The 14,640-nt window shown below is 60.2% G+C and carries 10 protein-coding genes; 9 read left to right on the top strand and 1 reads right to left on the bottom strand.

Translation table 11 applies throughout. The features are described 5' to 3' along the window. Positions 1 to 64 precede the first annotated feature (64 nt). The gene (locus AC3B5A_RS01825) at positions 65 to 2,077 is read right to left on the bottom strand and encodes an AMP-dependent synthetase/ligase (protein WP_489798344.1); all 2,013 of its coding nucleotides are present in this window, start codon (positions 2,075 to 2,077) and stop codon (positions 65 to 67) included. Positions 2,078 to 2,387: 310 nt separating this feature from the next. Between AC3B5A_RS01825 and AC3B5A_RS01820 the strand changes: the two genes are divergently transcribed. The 9 genes from AC3B5A_RS01820 to AC3B5A_RS01780 all read left to right on the top strand — a co-directional run bounded on the left by AC3B5A_RS01820 (position 2,388) and on the right by AC3B5A_RS01780 (position 14,454). Then, entirely contained in the window at positions 2,388 to 3,017 is a 630-nt protein-coding gene (locus AC3B5A_RS01820) for a 50S ribosomal protein L25/general stress protein Ctc (RefSeq protein WP_489798342.1), read from the top strand. 264 nt (positions 3,018 to 3,281) lie between these two features. Continuing rightward, on the top strand, positions 3,282 to 4,409 hold the full coding sequence (locus AC3B5A_RS01815; protein WP_489798341.1) for a branched-chain amino acid aminotransferase: 1,128 nt from the start codon (positions 3,282 to 3,284) through the stop codon (positions 4,407 to 4,409). Positions 4,410 to 4,573: 164 nt separating this feature from the next. Further along, on the top strand, positions 4,574 to 5,257 hold the full coding sequence (locus AC3B5A_RS01810) for a trimeric intracellular cation channel family protein (protein WP_489798522.1): 684 nt from the start codon (positions 4,574 to 4,576) through the stop codon (positions 5,255 to 5,257). A gap of 94 nt (positions 5,258 to 5,351) precedes the next feature. Then, positions 5,352 to 8,468, top strand: coding sequence for a bifunctional [glutamine synthetase] adenylyltransferase/[glutamine synthetase]-adenylyl-L-tyrosine phosphorylase (locus AC3B5A_RS01805; protein ID WP_489798339.1), 3,117 nt, complete (start codon positions 5,352 to 5,354; stop codon positions 8,466 to 8,468). 203 nt (positions 8,469 to 8,671) lie between these two features. Continuing rightward, positions 8,672 to 9,832 (top strand): aspartate carbamoyltransferase, encoded by a 1,161-nt coding sequence (gene pyrB, locus AC3B5A_RS01800; RefSeq protein WP_489798521.1) that lies wholly within the window; start codon positions 8,672 to 8,674, stop codon positions 9,830 to 9,832. Further along, complete coding sequence (locus tag AC3B5A_RS01795; protein ID WP_489798337.1) at positions 9,826 to 11,340, top strand: dihydroorotase; 1,515 nt, start codon at positions 9,826 to 9,828, stop codon at positions 11,338 to 11,340. Before pyrB ends, AC3B5A_RS01795 begins: the two co-directional genes overlap by 7 nt. Before the next feature lie 114 nt (positions 11,341 to 11,454). Then, complete coding sequence (gene pyrF / locus AC3B5A_RS01790) at positions 11,455 to 12,522, top strand: orotidine-5'-phosphate decarboxylase (RefSeq protein WP_489798335.1); 1,068 nt, start codon at positions 11,455 to 11,457, stop codon at positions 12,520 to 12,522. 163 nt (positions 12,523 to 12,685) lie between these two features. Next, positions 12,686 to 13,522, top strand: coding sequence for a dihydroorotate dehydrogenase electron transfer subunit (locus tag AC3B5A_RS01785; protein WP_489798519.1), 837 nt, complete (start codon positions 12,686 to 12,688; stop codon positions 13,520 to 13,522). Further along, positions 13,519 to 14,454 (top strand): dihydroorotate dehydrogenase, encoded by a 936-nt coding sequence (locus AC3B5A_RS01780; RefSeq protein WP_489798333.1) that lies wholly within the window; start codon positions 13,519 to 13,521, stop codon positions 14,452 to 14,454. The genes AC3B5A_RS01785 and AC3B5A_RS01780 overlap by 4 nt, the downstream gene beginning before the upstream one ends. Positions 14,455 to 14,640: the final 186 nt, after the last annotated feature.

Raw genomic sequence — 14,640 nt, 5'->3', positions numbered from 1 at the left:
AGGTAAGTTACCATAGGTAAGTCGGGGCACCGCCTGTATTGATTCCGCTGTGCGTTGTCTGGGACTACTTGCGCGAGGTGTACATCTGCGTGTTCAGCACGTTGGTGTAACGCTCGATGACTGCGGAACGCTTGACCTTCATCGATCCGGTAAGCAGGCCGTTCTCCTGGCTGAACTCCTCGGGAAGGATGATGAACTTACGCACCGACTCGGCTCGGGAGACCCCCTCGTTGGCCTGATCCACATACTTTTGAATTTCGGCACGCACCACCGCGTTGGTGGCGACCTCCTCCATCGGCATATTGCGGTCGAGACGCTGCACGTCAAGCCAGGAGCGAACGGCATCCTCGTTCAGCGTGATGAGAGCGGAGATAAAGGGACGCTTGTCTCCCAACACCAATGCCTGCGAGACCAAATCGCATCGCTGGATAATCTCTTCGACCGGGCCGGGGGCCATATTCTTGCCGCCTGCGGTGATGATGAGATCCTTCTTGCGCCCGGTGATGTACAGGAACCCGTTCTCATCTATTTGCCCCAGGTCTCCGGTGGTGTACCAGCCGTCGTCCGTGAACGCCAACTCGGTGGCCTCATCGTTCTTGTGGTACCGGTTGAACACGCAGGTGCCTTTGATCTGCACCTCGCCGTCAGCGGCCAGACGAATGGAGAAGCCGGGGTAGGGTATGCCGACTGAACCGGCATGGAACGGCGTTCCCTTAGGGTTGAACGCGCATGGTGCGGTGGTCTCCGTCAGACCATATCCCTCATAGGCCGGAATGTCGGCGCCACGGAAGAAGGCGATAAGCTCAGGGTCGAGCGGGGCGCCACCGGTGACGAACCATTCGGCACGACCGCCCAGCACTTCGCGCAGTGACTTGTAGACCAACGGATCATAGGTTTTGCGCTTCGCCCGGGTGGTGAAACTGATGGTGCCGGTCTGCTGCTCGGCCATGTAGCGCTGCGCTGTAGAGACCGCTGCGGCGAATGTGCGCCCCTTCAAGCCGTTGCCGGCCTTTTGAGAAGCGGCGTTGTAGACCTTCTCCAGCACGCGTGGCACCAGGATGGTGACGCTGGGGCGTGCCACCTGCAGGTCATTCAACAGCGTTTTGGTGCCCTGGGATATGTAGATGTGCAGATCGCTGGCCACGACGATGTAGTTGACGGCTCTGGCGAATGTATGCGCTTGGGGGAGGAAGAGCAGCACGGACTTGTCTCGCTGATGCAACAGGCGTGGCATGTAGTCACGCAGGTTGAGAGCGGTGGTGCAGTAGTGTTCGTGTGTCATCTCCACGCCCTTGGGAGCGGCTGTGGAACCTGACGTGTAGACGATGGAGCACAGGTCAGTCTTCCTGATCGAATCGATGCGCTCGTCGAGCGTCGTGTCGTCAATGGATGTGCCATAAGCCTTGAGCTCATCGAGTGCGCCCATCTCCAGGCAGTACACCTTCTCCAAACTCGGGCAGTCCTCCACGGTGCCGTCTGCGGACTCTTGCATGGCACGCGTTTCAACGATGAGCAGACGGGCGTCGGAGTTGTTGACGATATTGCGAATCTGCTCGGCCGAGTCGGTTTCGTAGATGGTGGCAAGCACGCCGCCGCACGCCATGACGGCGGCATCGACCACATCCCAGTCGTAGGATGTGCGGCTCATGAACGCCACCGCATCTCCCTTGCCCAGACCGTAATGCATGAGGCCTTTGGCCACGGCGCGCACATCCGCAAGGAACTCGTTCGCGCTTTTCGTCTCCCACGAGTCGCCGGAACGATAGGTATAGAGCGGATCGTCGCCCATGCGCTTGGCACGGTCCACGTACAGGTCATAGATTGACATACCCTCGTCGATGGGTTCGTTGCCGGCAGTGGTGGTGGTCAGCAGCCCGGTGCGCTCGTCGATGAACGTGCGGGTCGGGTAACCGGGGCCCCATTCGTGGTTCGTGGGCAGATGGCTGGTGTCGAGGCTAGGGGCGACGACGTTGGCGGTGCCGGAGCCTTCATGGCCAGAGGTTTTGGCACCGTCGTCTTTTCCAAACGGATGCAGAATCTTCTGGGCTGATGTACTGAGTGACGCAAAAGCTGACACGGACTACTCCTCGATTTGTGACGGTTCTCTGTAAGTATTCTAGAGCGTTTTTCTCGTTCCGTCACCTTACGGTAGCGTAAGAACGTCAATGTTCTCTAGGCATGCACTGTGCTTGTCGCTGTCGTGATGCTATAATGCCCATGATTTGGCAAGCTGAGGAATGGCGCACAATGCGTCGGCCGTGCTTGCCGGCTCTGGCGAGGGGACAGGTTCCCGTAATCGACTGGGCTGATTCGGCTTGGGTTTCAGGCCGCTTTCGGCGCATCGGAGCGCCCGAGTGGCATCAAAGAGAACTCAAGGAGTTATGACTATGGCAAACACCATTACCATCGATGGCGAAGTCCGCGACGAATTCGGCAAGGGCGCTGCGCGCCGTATGCGCGTGGCTGAGCAGATTCCCGCCACCATCTATGCCGGCGGCAACGATCCCGCCTTCGTCAAGCTGCCGATGCGCGACGCGACCTTGGCTCTGCGTCGTGCCAACGCCCTGTTCACCATCAACTTCGGCGGCGAGTCGAAGATGGCGGTCGTCAAGGACGTGCAGCGCAACCCTGTCAAGCGCATCGTTGAGCACATCGACTTCCTCGAGGTCAAGGCCGGCGAGAAGATCGAGGTCGAGGTGCCTGTCTTCGTGGAAGGTACGCCGAAGGGTGCCGCTGTGGCGTTCGTCGACATCCAGAACCTGGCCATGCGCGCCGACGTCTCCAACCTGCCCGAGCGCGTCACCGTGAACGTCGATGGCATGTCTGACGGCGACAAGGTGTTCGCCAAGGACATCGAACTGCCCGAGGGCTCCGAGCTGGTGAACACCGACCCCGAAGAATCCGTGGTCAGCGTCGTGGTGCCTGCTGACGCCACCGCTACCACCGCCGAGGGTGAGGGTGCAGCCGCTGGCGAGGGTGAGGCCGCCGCTGAGGGCGAGGCCGCCAAGAGCGAGTGAGTCACACGTCGCGGCATCATTGGATGAATGCTGTGTAGTGCAGAGGCGACCGGTCTTCGGGCTGGTCGCCTTTTCATATCTATGCCGCGCTGCAACCCGGTGGGTGATGCTTTTTGGGGTGCGCGACGTATGTTCGTTCGCGAATCTGCCCATATGGTGAGCAAAATCATGCATTGGGTCTGCTGGCATGATACAACTGCTGGCACGACGCGAATGCGCCACAAGTTCGAGATGCCGCGCGGCGGCGGAGCGAGGAAGAGACATATGACTGAGCAATCTCACCATGACCCAGCGGCATTGAACGCGCTGTCCCAGGCGTTTTCGGTTGAGCCCAACGACCATCTGATTCCCGAGGAGACGCGGGCGCAGATGATTGACAAGCCGGCGTTCGGACAGGTGTTCTCGGACTCCATGGCACGCATGCAGTGGAATGCCGGTGAGGGCTGGTCCGACCGCCGCGTGGAACCCTTCGGCCCCATCCCGATGAACCCAGGCGCCTCCGTGCTGCACTATGCACAGGAGTGTTTCGAAGGGCTGAAGGCCTATCGTCATGCCGATGGCAGTACGTGGATGTTCCGACCCGACGCCAATGCGGAACGTTTCCAGAACTCGGCAAAACGTATGAAACTGCCCGAGGTGTCCACCGATGACTTCCTTGGTTCGCTGGGTGCGTTGGTGAACGCCGATGTGAACTGGGTGCCGAGCCGTCGCGAATACACGCTGTATCTGCGTCCCTTCATGTTCGCCTCCGAGGCGTTCCTCGGTGTGCGAGCCCCTGCGCAGGTGGATTATTGCGTCATTGCCTCGCCTTCCGGCCCCTACTTCCCGGGCGGCGTAAAACCGGTGAGCATTTGGGTGGAGGACAAGTGGTTCCGCACAGGCCCCGGCGGCACCGGTTTCGCGAAGTGCGGTGGCAACTACGCCGCCTCGATGATCGGCGAATATCGTGGCAAGGACAACGGCTGCGAACAGGTGTGCTTCGTGGACGCGGCCACGAAGACCTACTTGGAGGAGCTGGGCGGCATGAACATGTTCGTCGTCCACAAGGACGGTCATCTGGAGACGCCCTCGCTCACCGGCACCATTCTGCCCGGAGTGACGCGGCGTTCGATCATCCAACTGGTGCATGACCGCGGCCTGGACGTGGTGGAGACCATGATCAAGCTCGACGACTTGCTTGCGGACATCAAGTCCGGCGAAGTGACGGAGGTCTTCGCCTGTGGTACCGCAGCCATTGTGACCCCCATAGGGCGGTTCAAGTCCGACCGGTTCGACGTCGAGGTCGGCGGCGGGCAGTCCGGCAAGTTCACCTGCGAGCTGCGTGACGAACTGCTTGGCATTCAGCTCGGTGAGATTGACGATCCGCACAACTGGATGTGGAAGGTGTGCTGAGTTAGACATGGCGGCATGCTGACGCATGCATGCGACGGTCTGCCGACTCTCGGGGTCCATTCGCTTATCGCGGGTGGACCCCGCGTGTTGTGGCCGCAAACTGTCCAAAACGCCGGAGACAATATAGGCTGAAATCACTGGCGGCATGCGGAAAGGCTGTGGACATGCAACTGGCGTTGGAAAGCAATGTGTTCTTCCTGGCGGTGGAATATATGGCCACCTTCTGTTGTGCGCTGCTCGGTGGACTGTGTGCGGTCAAGAAAGGCTACGATGTTGTGGCCATCATGCTTACCGCCTGGCTGACGGGACTGGGCGGAGGCATCATCAGGGACGTGCTGCTTGGTGCGCTGCCGCCCGTGGGTGTCTCCGACAAAGGCTTGGTGCTCACCTGCCTTGCTTCCAGCGCTGCAGTGGCGGTGCTGTATCCGGAAGCAGATAGGCTCAAGTGGACCATGCTGAGTCTGGATGCGTTGGCGCTGGGATTGTATGCGGTCAACGGCACACAGAAGGCGCTGATGATGGGGACTTCGGGCATGACGGCCTGCTTCATGGGGCTGTTTACGGCACTGGGGGGCGGTCTGATTCGAGATGTATTGCTCAACATCGTGCCTTCTATCGTGCGTGATCGGCACTGGTATGCTTTCCCTGCTGCGGTGGGCAGCATATTAGCGGTGTTGGTGACCAAAGCGTTCGAGGCGCACCACATCAACTTCGCCACTGAAGTGATACTCGACCTGCTGGTGGTAGCTCTGGTGGTGGCGATGCGCCTGGCTTCGGTGATATTTGACTGGCAGATGCCACGGGCCATCAAACGTGGTCGCGGTATACGCAGTGACGACGGTGAATAGCGTTCCGAGAGGCGAGATTGCTGTGCATTGCGTGTTGTCATTACAAGAAGGGTCGGCCGTCCCGTATGGTTTGTCGCCCGAGTAGAGTGGAGCCATGAACACACGGTCGGCAGGAGTATCCGCACGCGAACTGATCCGTTCCGGATTGCGTAATCTGGATGAAGCCAAGGAACAGTTCGCACAACTCACTGCGCTCGGTGTCGGCAGTCAAGGCGTGGAAATGCTGATGGAGGCACTCAGACGCTGCGCGGACCCAGACACCGCGCTGCGCAATCTCGTCGGTATTGCACAGCATGGAGCAGTTGAAGGCAAGATGTCAACAGAGCTGTCCGAGCTATGGGACAACAGAAACGCTGCCTTCGCGCTGATGGGAGTGCTGGGTGCCTCGGACGAGATGGGCAAGCTCATGCGCACCCGCCCCTCGCTGGTACGCGCCGCTGCGCTGGACGAGTGCGGGTCGGCGCGCTGGAGCCGAGAGCGGCGCGTGAACCACATGCTCAAAGCGGTGAACGCGCAAGACCATGATGGGGCACCGGTATCGGCGATGCCCCAACCACAGGCCGTATCGGCATTGCGACGCACCTACCACCACCAGCTGGCAGCCATCATGTCCATGGACGTAACTGCAGCCGATCCACTGGAAATACAGCCGGTCGTCAGCCGTGCGCTCTCCGATTTGGCGGACGCCACGCTGGAAGGGGCGCTCGCCATCGCCAAAGCCGCGGTGGAAGGCAGTGAGCGTTGCAGGTTTGCCATCATCGCCATGGGCAAACTCGGTGCTCAAGAGCTCAACTATGTGTCCGACGTTGATTTGATTTATGTGGTGGAACCAGCACAAGCGAACAATGCTCCTGATGTTGCGGAACTTACCCGTGTGGGCACACGCATCGCCTCGATGCTGCCACGTATCTGCGGGTCGGCCATGCCGGGTGTCCAGGAGCCTGCGCTATGGCCCATCGACACGGCGCTGCGTCCGGAAGGCAAGGACGGGCCGCTGGTGAGGCGCCTTGCCTCACACGAGGGATATTATGCCAAATGGGCCAAGAACTGGGAATTTCAGGCCCTGCTCAAAGCTCGTGCCGCGGCAGGCGACGAAGCCCTGGGCGACGCGTATATCAGCATGGTTCAACCGTTGGTATGGCGCGCGTCCACGCGCGACAACTTCGTCAACGACTGCCAGAAGATGCGTACCCGAGTCGAAGAGCATATTGCCCCCGAACTGCGCGGACGCGAGATCAAACTCGGCAAAGGAGGACTGCGCGACGTGGAGTTCACCGTGCAGATGCTCCAGCTGGTGCATGGCCGCTACGACGAGACGTTGCGCCGACGTTCCACTCTGGACGCGTTGACGGCGCTCACGCAAGGAGGCTACGTTTCCCGAGGCCAGTCACAACGCATGTCCCAGGATTATCGATTCGAGCGAGTGCTCGAGCATCGCCAGCAGATGTGGCAGCTGCGGCGTACGCATCTGTTTCCGGACTGCGGCATGGCGGAGCTGGGCGGAGCCGCCTCAGGTCGTGTCAGTGATGCGGCGCTGAACGACAATCCGGAACTCTCTCGTTTGTCCAGAGCGTTCGGCTTGCTAGGCGACGAGCTGGTGAATCGGTACGACAGCGTACGTCGTGAAGTGCGACGGCTGCATGCCGACATCTACTACCGACCCATGCTGCCCATCAGCGCGCAGTTGAGTGAAGACCAGGTCACGCTCGACGAGCGTGCCACACGCGATCGGTTCCAATCCATCGGTTTTGCCGACCCTGACCAAGCCATGCGCCATGTCGCCGCACTGACTTCGGGTGTCTCGCGCGCGGCGAAAATCAACCGTATTCTGCTGCCGGCGGTACTCAAATGGCTTTCTGAAGGACAGAACCCCGACATGGGATTGCTTGCCTGGCGCAGACTCGAAGAACAATTCGGGGACAATAGCGGATATCTTGGTTTTCTTCGCGATTCAACGCAAGCGGCTCAACGCCTGTGCCATGTGCTTTCCAATTCGAGACTGTTGGGCGAAGCGCTGCGCCGTTCGGTGGAGTCGGTGACTTGGCTTGGCGATGACAGCAAGCTGCAGGCGCGCAGTCGTGCAAGTCTTGACGCACAATGCTCGGCTACCGCTCGACGTTACTCCTCACCTGAGCGCATCACTGAATTCGCGACATCATTGCGTGCCATGAGACGTCATGAAATCGAGCGCATCGGGTTGGCTTGGATGAGTGGGGTCATGGACCAGGGCACGTGCCTGCAGTCCATGACCGATGTGGTCGATGCTGCGATTGAGGCGGCGTTGCAATGGTCCGTTCTCGTGCAGACGCATGCGTTTGAACTTGACCGGGCTCCAGCGGCGATTGCGGTGATCGCGATGGGACGGTACGGCGGCAGGGAAGTGAACTTCTGCTCTGACGCCGATGCGATCCTCGTCTACCGTCCCTGTCTCGACGCGGCGGACAGCGCGGAAGCGGCGCGGTTCGCTCAGGCTGTGGCCGAACAGTTGAGACAGGTGCTCCTCGGGCCGGTAAGTGCGGAACCGGGAATCGACTTGGATTTGGGGCTGCGGCCGGAAGGCAAGAACGGTCCGGTGATACGTTCATATGATTCCTGCGAAACGTATTACACCCGGTGGTTCAGCACATGGGAGCGTCAGGCGCTGCTTCGTGCTCGACCTGCAGCCGGCGATCATGCGCTGGCGGAAGATTTCCTCGCCAATCTTGCCGACCCGCTGCGCTATCCGAGTCAACCGCTCGGCGAGGAGCAGGTCGGTGAGATTCGCATGCTCAAATCGCGTATGGAAGCCGAACGTCTGCCGCGTGGTGTGAGCCGAGAGCAGCATCTCAAACTTGGTGCCGGGGGACTGTCGGATGTGGAATGGACGGTCCAGTTGCTGCAATTGCAACATGCCGGCGCGAACTCGATGCTGCGCACCACCTCGACCATGGATGCGTTGTCGGCATTGGAGCAGGAGGGCGTGGTGAGTGCAGAGGATGCCGCCGTGTTGCGTCAGGCTTGGTGGATGTGTACCGGGGCGCGCAACGGCAACTACCTGTGGTCGGGTCGAGTCGGGCAGGCGGATGTGCTGCCCAGCGACAGCGAATCCTTGGGAGGTGTGGCTGTGTTTTTGGGGTACGACGCGAACCAAGGGCAGTATTTCAACAACGATGTCAAATCAGTGATGCGGCGTTGCCGTGACGTGGTACAACGGTTGTTCTACGAAGCATGACACGCGCCGTGGCTGGCTCGTATCCGTGTTTGCGCAGTGCTGTGGGGAAGTGGCGCAGGACGTTTTGCAGGTGTCCTGTCGCCGAGGGCGAGTATGGTGAATCCGGTCACACAGGGTGACCACCTTGGATATAGAGGTGGGTCATGTCACTAACGCATGCATCGCCGTCGGGAGCCGCGCAGAGTGCCCTAGGCGGATTCGATATTTCTTTGACGGGTTCCAGCGTGGTGACGTTGGACGATATACCCGTTTCGTCGATACGTGAATTGATAGCCAAGGCGCGCTACATCGATTCCCATCGCACAGCAGTGGCTGACACCTGTTCCGGCAGAGTGTTGGCCACTTTGTTTTATGAGCCCAGCACTCGCACTCGCCTGAGCTTTGAAACCGCCATGTTGCGACTTGGCGGTCAGGTAGTCGGCTTTGCTGGTGCCGGCTCCTCGTCGGCCAGCAAAGGCGAGACGGTGGCTGACACACTTTTCGTAATGTCAAATTACGCCGACGTGGCCGCGATACGGCACCCCAAGGATGGTGCCGCACTGGTGGCGGCCGAGGCGGCCAGCATACCCGTCATCAATGCGGGTGACGGCGGTCATATGCATCCCACCCAAACACTGGCCGACCTAGCCACGCTTCATGCCCGGCTTGGCCGACTCGAACACTTCACCCTCGGTCTGTGCGGCGACCTGAAATTCGGGCGTACCGTGCACTCGCTCATCCAAACCCTGTGCCGTTTCGGGCATGTGCGTTTCGTGCTCATCAGCCCCGACGAGTTGCGTCTGCCGCGCTACGTGCTCGACTGCATCGAAGCGAACCCCACCTGCTCCTACACGCAAGTGACCGATCTTGCCGATGCCATCGGCGAGCTTGACGCGCTGTACATGACTCGAGTCCAGCAGGAACGTTTTGACAACGAAGCCGACTATCTGCGGCTGCGGGACACCTATATCCTGGATGCCGCCAAGCTGTGCGCCGCCAAAACCGATATGGCAATCCTTCACCCGTTGCCCAGGGTCAACGAGATTGCGGCCGACGTGGACCGCGACCCCAGAGCCGCTTACTTCGAACAAACCAAGTACGGTATGCTGATGCGCATGGCCCTGCTGAGCTCCGTGCTGGGTGACGACCTGCCGGGGTATGTCTCCTCGAACACGGGCGACGGCATGGAAAACGGTGCCGGCGCAGAAGGCGAGGCAATGCGTCCTCGAGAAGTTGTGGAGATACAGCAGACGAATCTGGTCTGTGGCAACCCGCGATGCATGAGCGGATGCGAACCATACGCGGCTCCGCGGTTCTACCGGGCCGATGACGGCGCAGCGAGGTGTAGGTATTGCGACGAGAAAGTACAGGTGCCAACATGCTGACTATACGAAACGTGCAGGTTTGGGACACCGACGAGCACATCGACGTTATCGCACGTACCGCACCATCTGCAGACACGCCTCGCTCGCCAGAGGCGATTATCGAACCCGGAGTGGTGAACGAAGGCGTGGTGGACGGTTCAGGACTCACGCTCGCCCCGGGATTCGCCGACCCGCATGTTCACTTCCGCGACCCCGGGCAGCGCGAGAAGGAAGATATGCTGTCCGGTGCTCGGGCGGCCGCATCGGGCGGTTATACCGATGTGCTCATCATGCCCAATACGATTCCTGCCGCTGATGGAAGAAGCTTCTCTCCAGATGAGAACGGTGACGCTGGCAGCATGAGCAAGGAGCATGTCGGCGGGGAATATATCGGCGCGAGCGAGCCAGGAGCGGATGAGTTGCGCCAGTGTGGTGCCACCAGTGTGCTGGATTACCTTGACCGGTACGAGCATACGCACGGCACATCCTTGCCGGTGCACTACATGCTCTCCATATGTGCCTCACGCCGTCGAGAAGGTGCTCTTGCCACCAGTGCGGAAGACATCGCACGCCTGAGCTCTTTACAGCATCGTTTGGCTGCCATCAGCGACGACGGATCGGCCATTGAGCCGGGCATCCTCGACCAGGTGCTGCACACCGCTCAAGTCACCGGTCTGCCCGTGCTTGAACATTGCGAACACCATGACCGGGGAGTTATCAATGAGGGGGCCGTCAGTCGGGAACTGGGCGTGCCAGGAGTTCCCGCCGCTACCGAACTGGCGGTGGTGAGCCGAGACATCGAGGCGGTACGCCGCACCGGTGTGGCCGTCCACTTCCAACACGTCAGCACGGCAACAGCCTTCGACGCCATCCGGCAGGCAAAGGCCGAGGGGCTGCCGGTAACCTGCGAAACCGCCCCGCACTATCTGGCATTGTGCGACGAGGATGTGCGGGAGCTGGGTGCCATGGCCAAAATGAACCCGCCGTTGCGCTCGCGCGTCGACCGGCAGGCCACGCTTGAGGCAGTGACGGACGGCACGGTAGACATGATTGCCACCGACCATGCACCGCACACCATCAGTGACAAGCAAGCCGGACTGCAGGCTGCTCCCAACGGCATCATCGGTCTGGAAACCGCATACGGCGTGTGCCATCGCGCACTTGTGGACTCCAAACTCATCGACGAAAAACGGCTCATCGAACTCATGTCGGTGCGCCCGATGAATCTCATGGGAGTTACGGCAACAGACATTACCGCAATGCTTGACGGCGCGTCTCCAGCGGCGGTGCCGCAGAGCGCGCCCCGACGAGTTTTGGATTTGCGCAACACCAGTGGCCTGCCGCCGGCAAACCTGGTGCTGCTGGACACCAAACGCCACTGGACGGTGGAGCCTCAACGCTTCCATTCCAAGGCGCGCAATACCCCGTTCGCCGGGTGGGAACTCACCGGTCTGCCACTGGCCACGGTGCTGGACGGGAGGTTGGTGATGAGCCGCATCCCTCACGCTCGACTCGAGACAAACAGCTAGACGAAACCCTATACAGAACGTAAAGAACAGCACCCTGCACATGCGGTTTGGCATGGCAGGAAACGCCATGCACAACTCAGCGGAAACCCAAGAACCGCGGATCGGGAGGAATATATGGATCGTCTGATCGAAGTCATAGCAGCCACACACAATCCCAGCATCGTCGGGCTTGACCCGACCGAAGCGCTCGTACCGAAGCAAATCATCACGTCCATGTGTTCGGCAAGTAACGGTGATCTGGGCAAAGGCGCACAACAGGTGCCGGCACAAGAGCAGGCTTCAGATGAGAGTGCTTGCGATGTATACCCGGCGAATGAGGAAACGGTTGGAGAGGACCATACGTCCCGTGTGATGTCGGCATTTTACCTGTTCAACCGTGCCATCATCGACGCGGTAGCCGGCATCGTACCGGCCGTAAAACCGCAGATTGCCATGTATGAAGCGTATGGTGCAGCAGGAATCGACGTCTACCATCGTACTTGCGCGTATGCGCACGAACGGGGCCTGTATGTGCTTGGCGACATCAAGCGCGGCGACATCGGTTCCACCGCGTCCGCCTACGCCAGACATCTCACCGGCGTTGCCGCTCGGCCAGATGCCACTCAGCCGGGGAATTGCGACGGTCGGCCATGGATGGAAGATGCAGTCACCGTCAATCCCTATCTCGGCAGCGACGGTGTCACACCATTCACCGATGCGGCAGCGGCCACCGACAAGGACGTATTCGCCTTGGTACGCACCTCGAATCCGTCCAGCCGTGAAATTCAGGAACTGGAACTAACCGGCGGCGAACACCTCTATGAACACGTAGCCGACTTGGTGGAACACTGGGGTGCCGACAGCATCGGTGAATACGGTTACTCCCGATTGGGCGCGGTGGTAGGCGCCACACATCCCGAACAAGGCCGCGCATTGCGCGAACGGATGCCGCACACGTTTTTCCTGGTACCAGGCTACGGAGCACAAGGCGGCACGGCTGCCGACGTGGCCGGCATGTTCGATGCCCACGGTTCCGGTGCCATAGTCAACTCCTCGCGCGGCATCATCGGTGCATGGCGCACGGCTGGCGCCTACAGCGATGACATGAGTGTCCAAGAAGCGCTCGACCTGGTGTCCAGTAGTGCGGCCACGGCCGCCGTCACCATGCGTGATGACCTCAACCAAGCCATAAAGGACCGCTGATGGCAGCGCAATCCGAAAGCCGTATTCGTTCAGTAGAACGTTTCGATGCTCATCATTTCAGCTACGATCGAGGAGAGCAATGACTGTTTCACCGTTTATGACCACCGGCAATCGTGCCCCTGCAGGAGGCGCGGCGAATGATGCCGGCTTTGGAGGTGCTCCGATGGTGCCCGGCGAACGTGTTGGCGCTCGCAATGGCGAAGGTGGCAACAAACCTGGACGACGAACCGTACCGGTTATCTCCCAGCGGGTGCTGGACGATCGTCAAGGCGTCTATGAGCTGGTGGTGCGTGACGCCTACACTGCCAAGCATGCCCAACCGGCACAATTTGTGAATCTGTACCCGTCCAACGCCATGACCCTGCTTCCCAGACCGTTTGGAGTGGCGTATGTCAGCGGAGACGATGTGGCGCTCATCTATCAGATCGTCGGCGAAGGCACCCGCGAATTCAGTACGCTAAGCGCTGGCGATACGGTAGATGTGTTAGGGCCGCTCGGCAATCCGTTCAATGTGGATGCGAGCGCGAACTACGTGCTTGTCGGCGGTGGTCTCGGTGTGCCGCCACTGCTGTATGCCGCACAGAAACTCAGCGCCAGAAACGACGTGCGGGTGACCACTGCGTTCGGTTACCGGGACATGCACTTCGCAGACGGTTTGACGCAGCGGTTCGTACCGGTCGGACGTATGCATGCCATCAGCAATGATGAAGGCAATGTGATTGATTTGCTGGAGCACATGGAGAGTGAACTCGATGTGACCGACGGCGATGGTAACGTGCTGCGTCCCGTCATTCTCTCCTGCGGGCCGACACCGATGATGCGTGCGGTGGCGCAGTGGGCCAGCGCACGTGGCATTCCCTCCCAGCTGAGCTTGGAGGCTCGTATGGGATGTGGGTTTGGTGCCTGTGTGGCGTGTGTGGTCGAAACCGCACAAGGCCGACGCAAGGTGTGTACGGATGGACCGGTATTTAGTCCTGAAGAATTGGGGTGGACGGCATGAACACAGCAGAAAACACAGAGATGCAATGGCAACATCCTACCGTGGTGGCTGGGGTGCCTTGGAAGAACCCGGTCGGTACGGCATCGGGCACATTCCAGCTGGCGGCTTGCTGCGATTATTATGACCCGGCCCAGCTTGGTTCCGTGGGTACCAAGGGTGTCTCTCCCGTGCCTTGGGAGGGCAACCCAGGTCCGCGTGCGGCCGAAAGCCCGGCCGGCATGATCAATGCCGTCGGATTGCAGAACCCGGGCGTCGATCATTACCTTGCCGACGAGCTGCCGGCTCTCAAATCGCTTGGTGCCACAGTGGTGGCCAACGTGGCCGGGCACAGTGACGACGATTACGCGCAGGTGGTGGAACGGCTTGATGGCAGCGATGCCGACATGCTCGAAATCAACGTGAGCTGCCCGAATGTGAGCCACGGTGGCATGAGTGTAGGCACCGACCCTGCGGTGCTGTCCGCGCTTATCGCCCATTTGCGTGCGCTGACCGACAAACCCATGGTGGTTAAGTTGTCGCCCAACGTCACCGACATTGTCACTGTGGCGAAGGCGGCCGTCGACGCCGGTGCCGATGCGCTGAGCCTCATCAACACGTTGGTGGGCATGCGCATTGATGTACGTTCCGGAGAGCCGATTCTCGCCAACGTTACCGGAGGGGTTTCCGGCCCGGCGATATTTCCCATCGCGCTGAGCTTTGTGTGGCGTGTGCGCCAGGCATTGCCGCAGATTCCCATCATCGGCATCGGTGGCATTGACTCGGGGGAGAAGGCGCTCGAATACCTGTATGCCGGTGCCAATGCAGTGCAGGTCGGTGCTGCGGCGTTGTGGGATCCGGCGGCACCCATGCGTGTGGCGCGAGAGTTGGAGGCATTGCTCGATGAGCGTCCGGAATTGGCGCAACGGTTGGCCAGCGGCAAAACGTGGCGGTGATCGCTCGACTGCGGCATATGCAGTTATTCGTCATGGACTGGCCGCAGAGCGCTGGTTCTCGGCATCTGTGTGTCAGGAAAGCGACGCGCATGGCGGCAGGCGGTGAATGCTGGACGGGAGTGTTGGCTGAAGCCTGTGACCGGAACAGTACTCAAAATATGAAATATATACAGAAGAAAAGGATAT

Source organism: Bifidobacterium sp. ESL1133 (assembly GCF_058107325.1).
This window is presented reverse-complemented; position numbering and strand designations above follow the sequence as displayed.

What these genes read in the sequence shown, in the direction of transcription:
- AC3B5A_RS01810 (WP_489798522.1), top strand. Translation starts at nt 4,574, where the DNA reads ATGCAACTGGCGTTGGAAAGCAATGTGTTCTTCCTGGCGGTGGAATAT.
- AC3B5A_RS01815 (WP_489798341.1), top strand. Translation starts at nt 3,282, where the DNA reads ATGACTGAGCAATCTCACCATGACCCAGCGGCATTGAACGCGCTGTCC.
- AC3B5A_RS01785 (WP_489798519.1), top strand. Translation starts at nt 12,686, where the DNA reads ATGGTGCCCGGCGAACGTGTTGGCGCTCGCAATGGCGAAGGTGGCAAC.
- pyrF (WP_489798335.1), top strand. Translation starts at nt 11,455, where the DNA reads ATGGATCGTCTGATCGAAGTCATAGCAGCCACACACAATCCCAGCATC.
- AC3B5A_RS01820 (WP_489798342.1), top strand. Translation starts at nt 2,388, where the DNA reads ATGGCAAACACCATTACCATCGATGGCGAAGTCCGCGACGAATTCGGC.
- AC3B5A_RS01805 (WP_489798339.1), top strand. Translation starts at nt 5,352, where the DNA reads ATGAACACACGGTCGGCAGGAGTATCCGCACGCGAACTGATCCGTTCC.
- AC3B5A_RS01780 (WP_489798333.1), top strand. Translation starts at nt 13,519, where the DNA reads ATGAACACAGCAGAAAACACAGAGATGCAATGGCAACATCCTACCGTG.
- AC3B5A_RS01795 (WP_489798337.1), top strand. Translation starts at nt 9,826, where the DNA reads ATGCTGACTATACGAAACGTGCAGGTTTGGGACACCGACGAGCACATC.